A 6,888-nucleotide genomic window follows, 5' to 3' on the forward strand; every position below is an offset into this window, starting at 1 on the left:
TGGGGCGGCGGTGGTGGTGTCAAGCGGCACGGGCTCGGCGGTGGCGGCTGGGCTTTCCTCAGCCTGGGCCAGGTACCGCCGCACCGCGGCGATACCCGCCGCACCCGCGCCGACGATGGCGAGCGTGAGGAACCCCCGCCGCCGGCGGCGGTGCACCTTCGCGAGCTTGGACTCGGCCTTCGCCAGCCGCTTCTCCAGGATCTCCTGGGCTTTGTCGGCCTGCAGGCGGGCCTTGGTCTCGCGCTGCACCGCGCGCCGGGAGCGATGCTTCTCCGCCCGCAGCTCGGCGGCGGCCCGGGCGCGTTCGGCGGAGAGCTCGGCATGCGCCCGGGCCTTCTCGATCCGCTTGGCGGTCCGACCGGACACGGCGGTGGCTTTGCCGACGGCCCGGCCCGCGGCCTTCCCGGCTGCCTTCTGGGCCGACACACCGGTCTTGGTGGCCGTGCTGGAGGCGTCGGAGATCCGGTGCGCCACGCTGGCGCCCACATCCCTGGTGGCCGACGCGGCCGATCCGGCCGTGCCCCCGGCCTTGCTCGCCGCCTTGTGAGCGACCGTGCCGGCGCGGTCGGCGGCGCTCTTCGCGGTGTCGGACAGCCCGCTAACCGGCGCCGTGTCAGTAACATGTGACAGTCTGTCCTTCAATGTCGTACTCATGATGCCCTTTCGTTGAGCCGATGGTCGAGGCGTCCGGCCATGGAACTGGTGGTGTGCCTGGGTTCGGTCTGGTCAAGATCTGTGAAGTGTGCCGTACCCCGTCGGTGGGCTTCTCCAACGCGTCAACCTTCCGTAGCGTGTCACTCATACTTGGGTGACATGCCTGGGCTGTGCCCTTGGGAACGTGTACCCGGTGCCAACCATCGGTGATGGAATTCCCCCGCGGCGCCCGGCGCATACGATCGAGACCCATCCGGACGCCGGCTGACCAGGCACCCGCAGAGATCGATCTGAAGAGAAGAGAGGCTCATGGCCGAGGAGCTGTATGCGACGCTGCGGACGACTCAGGGGGACATCGAGATCCGCTTGTTCCCCGACCACGCTCCCAAGACGGTGCGGAACTTCGTCGGCCTCGCGACCGGCACGCAGGAGTGGACGGACCCGGCGACCGGTGCCAAGAAGACCGGCACGCCGCTGTACAGCGGAACGGTCTTTCATCGGGTCATTCCGAACTTCATGATCCAGGGCGGTGACCCGCTGGGCTCCGGTCGAGGCGGTCCGGGCTACCGGTTCGCCGACGAGTTCCATCCGGACCTGACCTTCAACCGGCCGTACCTGCTCGCGATGGCGAACGCCGGACCGGGGACCAACGGCTCGCAGTTCTTCGTCACGGTCGCGCCCACCGACTGGCTCAACCGCAAGCACACCATCTTCGGTGAGGTCACGCGGGGAACCGACGTGGTGGATGCGATTGCCAAGGCGCCGACCGGGGCGCAGGACCGGCCGAAGTCTGACATCGTCATCCAGGAGATCGTGATCGACCGCCGGTCCGCCTGACCGGCCGGTCCCCGCCTCGAACCCGGGAGTACGGCGCATGAGAGCTCCAGCCGCGCGGCGTGCGTGGTCGCCGGCCACCGCATGCGTACGGGCGGCCGGACGTGTTCACGTCAGCCGTACTCCTCGGGTGGCGATGCCGGCCGCCGGGGCGGCGTGGTGACAGCGAACCCGCCCGTCGAACCGCCCACGGATGACCAGCCGGGCGGCCCGGAGCAGCGCCCGGCTGGCTCGGGCCAGCCGGTGGCCGAGCCGGGGTGGCGACCCACGGTCGGCCCGGCGCCCGGCTGGTCGGGGTGGACTCCACCTTCCGGTCCCGGCGGCCCTCCCGCGGGCGGACCGCCCGCCGGCCGGCCGCAGCCACCCGGCGCCGCGGTGATCCCGTACTGCTACCGCCATCCGGACCGGGAGACCTACGTCTCCTGCCAGCGCTGCGGCCGGCCGATCTGCCCCGATTGCATGCGCCCGGCGGCGGTTGGCTTCCACTGCCCGGAGGAGGGCGACCGCTCCACGCCGCAGCGCCGAACGCGGACCACACTCGGTGGCCCGGCCCAGGTCGCCCGGCAGGGGCTGGTCACCCAGATCTTCATCGGCCTGTGCGTCGTCGCCTACATCCTGCAGGGCGCGCCCGGGTTGACCGGCCGCGGTACCTTCAACCGCTTCACCGGCGACTTCGCCATGATCGGCATCCGGATCGCGGCGGACGACCAGTACTACCGGCTGCTGACCGCGGCCTTCCTGCACGCCGGCGTGCTCCACATCCTGTTCAATATGTACGCGCTGTACCTGCTTGGGTTTCAGCTCGAGGCGATCCTCGGGCGGGCCCGGTACCTCGCGCTGTTCGTGGCAGGGGCGCTCGGTGGGAACACCCTGAGTTACGTGCTCGGTGACGGGTTCACCGTGTCGGTCGGCGCATCCACCGCGATCTTCGCGTTCTTCGCCGCCTACTACATCATCGCCCGCCGCCTGCGGGTTGACTCCCGGCAGATCCTCATCGTGCTCGGGATCAACCTCGCCATCACCTTCTCGTTCAGCAACATCGACAAATGGGGACATCTCGGTGGGCTGGCCGTCGGTGCCGTCATCGGTCTGATCTACGCCTACGTCTCGCCCCGCCGGGTGCTGCTCCAAGCGGGCGGGGTCGCCGCCGTGCTCGCGTTGCTGTTCGTCGCCGCGATCATCAAGTCGTCGACACTGGTGTAGCCCGACAGCTGTAGTCCGACAGCTGTAGTGCGGCAGCCCCGGTCGCGGGGGCGAGGACGGCCGCGACGCTTGCACGCCGCCGAGTAGCAGCTACCATTCGCTTTCTTGTCAATACTCATGGTAGCGATCTACGTGTGGTGGCGATAGCGTGATGGATGCCGTGGCACGGCGCGGGCAGGGGGAGCAGATGGCGTATTCACCGGTGCGGCGCAGCGGGGGCAGTCCCTTCCCGCCGATCGCCGAGTACGGATTCCTGTCCGACTGTGAGACGTCCTGTCTCGTTGCCCCCAGCGGCAACGTCGAGTGGATGTGCGTGCCCCGGCCCGACGCCCCGAGTGTCTTCGGGTCGGTGCTGGACCGGTCGGCCGGGGGCTTCCGTTTCGGTCCCGAGCGTACGCAGATCCCGGCCGGCCGGCGCTACCTCCCCGGGACAAACATTCTCGAGACCACCTGGCAGACGCCGAACGGCTGGCTGATCGTCACCGATTGCCTGGTGGTCGGGCGCTGGCATCGCACCCACAAGCGTTCGAACACGCACCGTCGGACGCCGAGCGACTGGGACGCCGACCACGTGCTGCTCCGGCTGGCTCGCTGTGAGCACGGCTCGGTGGATCTCAGCCTGGTGTGCGAGCCGAACTTCGACTACGGCCGCGAGCCCGAGTCCTGGCAGTACGAGGGGGAGGACTACTCCTCCGGCGTGATCAGCCATGCGGGCACCAACGTCACGCTGCGGCTGCGTACCGACCTGCGGCTCGGTTTCGACGGCCGGCGGGCACTGGCTCGCACCACGCTGCGGGAGGGGGACACTGCGTTCGTCGCGCTCACCTGGCGCCCGGAGGAGCCCCTGCTTCCGGACACCTACCTGCAGGCGTGCGTCGCCGTCGACCGGACAACGGAGTTCTGGCGCCAGTGGCTGTCGCGGGGAATGTTTCCCGACCATCCCTGGCGGCGCCATCTGCAGCGCAGCGCCCTCGCGCTGAAAGGACTGACCTACGCGCCGACCGGTGCTCTGCTCGCCGCCTCGACCACCTCGTTGCCGGAGACCCCGCGCGGCGAACGGAACTGGGACTACCGGTACAGCTGGATCCGCGATTCCACCTTCGCGCTGTGGGGCCTGTACACCCTCGGGCTGGACTACGAGGCCAACGATTTCTTCTCATTCATCGCCGACGTCGCCGAAAACGATGACGACGACATCCAGGTGATGTACCGGGTGAGCGGCGAGCCGAAGATCGATGAGGAGATCCTCGGTCACCTGTCCGGCTACGAGGGAGCCTACCCGGTACGGATCGGCAACGCAGCGGCACTGCAACGTCAACACGATGTCTGGGGCGTCGTCCTCGACTCCGTGTACCTGCACACCAAGTCCCGTGACTACCTCTCCGAACGGCTCTGGCCGGTGCTCGTGCGCCTCGTCGAGGCGGCGGCCACGCACTGGCGGGAGCCGGACCGCGGGATGTGGGAGGTGCGCGGGGCGCCGCAGCACTTCACCGTGTCCAAGATGATGTGCTGGGTCGCCCTGGACCGGGGTCGGCGGCTGGCGCAGATGCGGGGGGACGCCAAGACGGCGGCGCGCTGGCGGGCCGTGGCGGAGGAGATCCACGCCGAGGTGTGCGAGAAGGGTGTGGATCATCGCGGTGTGTTCACCCAGTACTACGGATCGAAGGCGCTCGACGCCTCACTGCTCCTGATTCCGCTGCTCGGGTTCCTGCCGGCGGCCGACGAACGCGTGAAGGCCACCGTGCTCGCGATCGCCGACGAGCTGACCGTCGACGGGCTGGTCCTGCGCTACCGCACGGAGGAGACCGACGACGGGGTCTCCGGCACCGAGGGCGCCTTCCTGATCTGCTCGTTCTGGCTGGTCTCCGCCCTGGTGGAGATCGGCGAGCTGACCCGTGCCCGGCAGCTGTGTGAACGGCTGCTGAGCCTCGCCAGCCCGCTGGATCTCTATGCCGAGGAGATTGATCCGGTCAGTGGCCGCCATCTCGGAAACTTCCCCCAGGCGTTCACCCATCTGGCCCTGATCAACGCGGTGATGTACGTGATCAGGGCCGAGGATGCCGAGGCCTACGCCCGGCCGTCCCCCTCGACCTGATCGTGCAGGCCGGTCCCGGGACGGGTAGCCACGGCGATCAGGCGAACCCGAGCGGGTCGTGGCACTAACGTGGGAGCCGTGGCCAGCCTGGAGGTTGTGGACAAGCGGGTCGAGGTCGTCCTGCGCGGGCTTGAACGGATCGGCGCGGTGCGCGGGGACGTCTCCGTGCGGCTCGACGAGGTACTCGACGTACGCCTGGCGGCGGACGCGTTCGCGGAAGTGCACGGATGGCGGGCGCCCGGGACCGGACTGCCGCGCGTCATGGCCCTCGGGACCTGGCGGTCGCGAGGCGGCAAGGAGTTTGTCGCTGTCTACCGCGGCCGGCCCGCGGTCGTGGTGGAAGTCCGCCCGGGCGGCGAGTTCCGGCGCCTGATCGTCGCAACCGGCGACGCCGAACGCACCGTGGCGCGTCTGCGCAGGGCGGTCATCGCGCGCTGACGGCCCGGGACCCGGACCCGGCGTCAGGGCCGGCCGTCAGTCGGCCTCGGCCCTGGCCCCGGACCCGAGGATCGCCTCGGCTTCCACTTCGACGACCCAACGCTCGTCGAGCAGTCCCGCAACGACGACCAGTGTGGCGGCTGGGCGGATCGCGGCGAACAGCTCGCCGTGGACGGCGCCGACGGCCGGAGCGTGGGCGGGATCGGTGATGAACATCCGGGTACGGGTGACGTCACCGAGATCGGTGCCCGCCTCGCGCAGTGCGGTGCGGATGATCTCGAAGCACCGCCGGGTCTGCAGCTCAGCGTCCGGTGGAACCGTGTCGTCCGGCCACACCGGCCCGGTCCCGCTGACGAACACGCGTTCGCCTACCCGGAGCGCCCGGGAGAACCCGATCGTGGCTTCGTAGGGTGAGGAGCCGAAAATCTTCTGACGTTCAGGATGTAGAAGGATACTCTGGGTAATCAGTGATCAAGATGGAAGTATCCACACTTGTGGACAACGGTTGTGGATGAATGACACGGCTGGAAGCTCCGGTGGTTGTGCCGGGCGTGGCCATTGGGCGTCTGGCGTTCGGGCCGGCTATCGCCACTGGGTCGACACGGCCAGCCCGACGACGACAAAACCAAATCCGATAAGGATGTTCCAGCCGCCCAGCCCCTCCATCCCCAGGACGCCGCCGTTGGAGAAGTAGTAGACGAGCAGGTAGGCGATCCCGAGCAGGAAGAACGCGAGGATCAGACCGCCGAACCAGGGCGGGGACGGCGGCTTCCGCTTGCGTGCCGACGCGCCCGCGGTGGTGGTCGGGGTCGGCTTCTTGGGCTTGCGGCGTCGTGACTCGGGCACTGCGGAACTCCTCGATGGCCGTACGTGGACGAGGGCGGCGACCGCCGTCGCCGTCCTCGTCCGGCCACCGGCGGTCTCGCGCTGGGTACCAGCGTAGACAGGGCGTCCGTGGAAACGCCGTTGCGTACCGGCCGGCGGGATTCACCTCCGGTCGGTGCCCGGGCGACGCTGGCGTCGCGGCCGGTGCCGGGGCGATCAGACCGATGTGGCATCGAGAGCGCCATCGGCCGCGTAGCCTGCGCTGGAGGCGATACCTCCGACGCGGCGGACGGATCGCCCGGCCGGGCTGGCTGTGGCATGGTCGCGTGCCGCCCCCGGCGATCCACCGGCAGGCGTGGGTGAACCGTCCAGCGGTGCACCAAGGGAGGTTGGGGACAACGGTGCACGGCGGGCTACGGCCCTGGCCCTGGCCGGGGAGCCGGTCGCGGCGGGTGATCTGGGCGGTGTCGCTGTTCTGGGCCGGCGTGCTGTCCGGCGTCGTGGTGCTGGACGGCGGCCCGTTCGATCGGGCCGGCCCGCGGGACACCGCCGCTTGGGCGGCCCAGGAGCGGGCGGGAGTCGCGCAGGTTATCGACGAGGAGGCGCGCCGGGTGGCCGACCGCCGTGCCGGGCTGGACGCCGAGTCGCGGCGGCGCGCGACCACGGCGCAGGCCGTCCCGCCAGGGGCCCCAGGCTCCGCGCGCGGGACCGATGCCGCCGCCCGGTCCCTGGTCGAGCGGCTGGCCGGTCCCGCGGGGTTGGCCCCGGTGCGCGGGCCGGCGCTGACCGTCGAGCTGGACGACGCCCCGCGGGAGGGCCGGGGTGGCCCGTACGCCCCC

At 70.2% G+C, this 6,888-nt stretch carries 7 protein-coding genes and 1 pseudogene; 5 read left to right on the plus strand and 3 right to left on the minus strand.

The window, feature by feature from the left end:
- Positions 1 to 654 (minus strand): hypothetical protein (locus AC08OP_RS13855; RefSeq protein WP_476614577.1); only part of this gene is annotated, 654 nt, incomplete at its 3' end.
- A gap of 309 nt (positions 655 to 963) precedes the next feature.
- Between AC08OP_RS13855 and AC08OP_RS13860 the strand changes: the two genes are divergently transcribed.
- The 4 genes from AC08OP_RS13860 (at position 964) to AC08OP_RS13875 (ending at position 5,224) form a co-directional block, all read left to right on the plus strand.
- Entirely contained in the window at positions 964 to 1,491 is a 528-nt protein-coding gene (locus AC08OP_RS13860) for a peptidylprolyl isomerase (RefSeq protein WP_462189065.1), read from the plus strand.
- Positions 1,492 to 1,647: 156 nt separating this feature from the next.
- Positions 1,648 to 2,691 (plus strand): rhomboid family intramembrane serine protease, encoded by a 1,044-nt coding sequence (locus AC08OP_RS13865; protein ID WP_476614578.1) that lies wholly within the window; start codon positions 1,648 to 1,650, stop codon positions 2,689 to 2,691.
- Positions 2,692 to 2,878: 187 nt separating this feature from the next.
- A complete protein-coding gene (locus AC08OP_RS13870; protein WP_462202790.1) occupies positions 2,879 to 4,786 on the plus strand; it encodes a glycoside hydrolase family 15 protein in 1,908 nt (635 codons plus the stop codon).
- A gap of 78 nt (positions 4,787 to 4,864) precedes the next feature.
- Positions 4,865 to 5,224: a hypothetical protein gene (locus tag AC08OP_RS13875; protein ID WP_476604719.1), complete on the plus strand. Its 360-nt coding sequence runs from the start codon at positions 4,865 to 4,867 to the stop codon at positions 5,222 to 5,224.
- Between the two features lie 36 nt (positions 5,225 to 5,260).
- Here AC08OP_RS13875 and AC08OP_RS13880 read toward each other — a convergent pair whose 3' ends face one another.
- Together AC08OP_RS13880 and AC08OP_RS13885 are read right to left on the minus strand one after the other, a co-directional pair.
- Positions 5,261 to 5,692, minus strand: coding sequence for a RidA family protein (locus AC08OP_RS13880; RefSeq protein WP_476614581.1), 432 nt, complete (start codon positions 5,690 to 5,692; stop codon positions 5,261 to 5,263).
- A 114-nt stretch (positions 5,693 to 5,806) separates the two neighbouring features.
- Positions 5,807 to 6,070, minus strand: a complete 264-nt coding sequence (locus tag AC08OP_RS13885) for a cell division protein CrgA (RefSeq protein WP_476592736.1) — start codon at positions 6,068 to 6,070, stop codon at positions 5,807 to 5,809.
- 203 nt (positions 6,071 to 6,273) lie between these two features.
- On the opposite strand from AC08OP_RS13885, the pseudogene AC08OP_RS13890 reads away from it, so the two are divergent.
- Positions 6,274 to 6,888 (plus strand): annotated as a pseudogene (locus tag AC08OP_RS13890) (DUF881 domain-containing protein); the annotation flags it as partial.

This window comes from Frankia sp. CeRuru1 (assembly GCF_977966315.1).

Coding starts and splice junctions, on each gene's coding strand:
- AC08OP_RS13860 (WP_462189065.1), top strand. CDS start 964: ATGGCCGAGGAGCTGTATGCGACGCTGCGGACGACTCAGGGGGACATC.
- AC08OP_RS13870 (WP_462202790.1), top strand. CDS start 2,879: ATGGCGTATTCACCGGTGCGGCGCAGCGGGGGCAGTCCCTTCCCGCCG.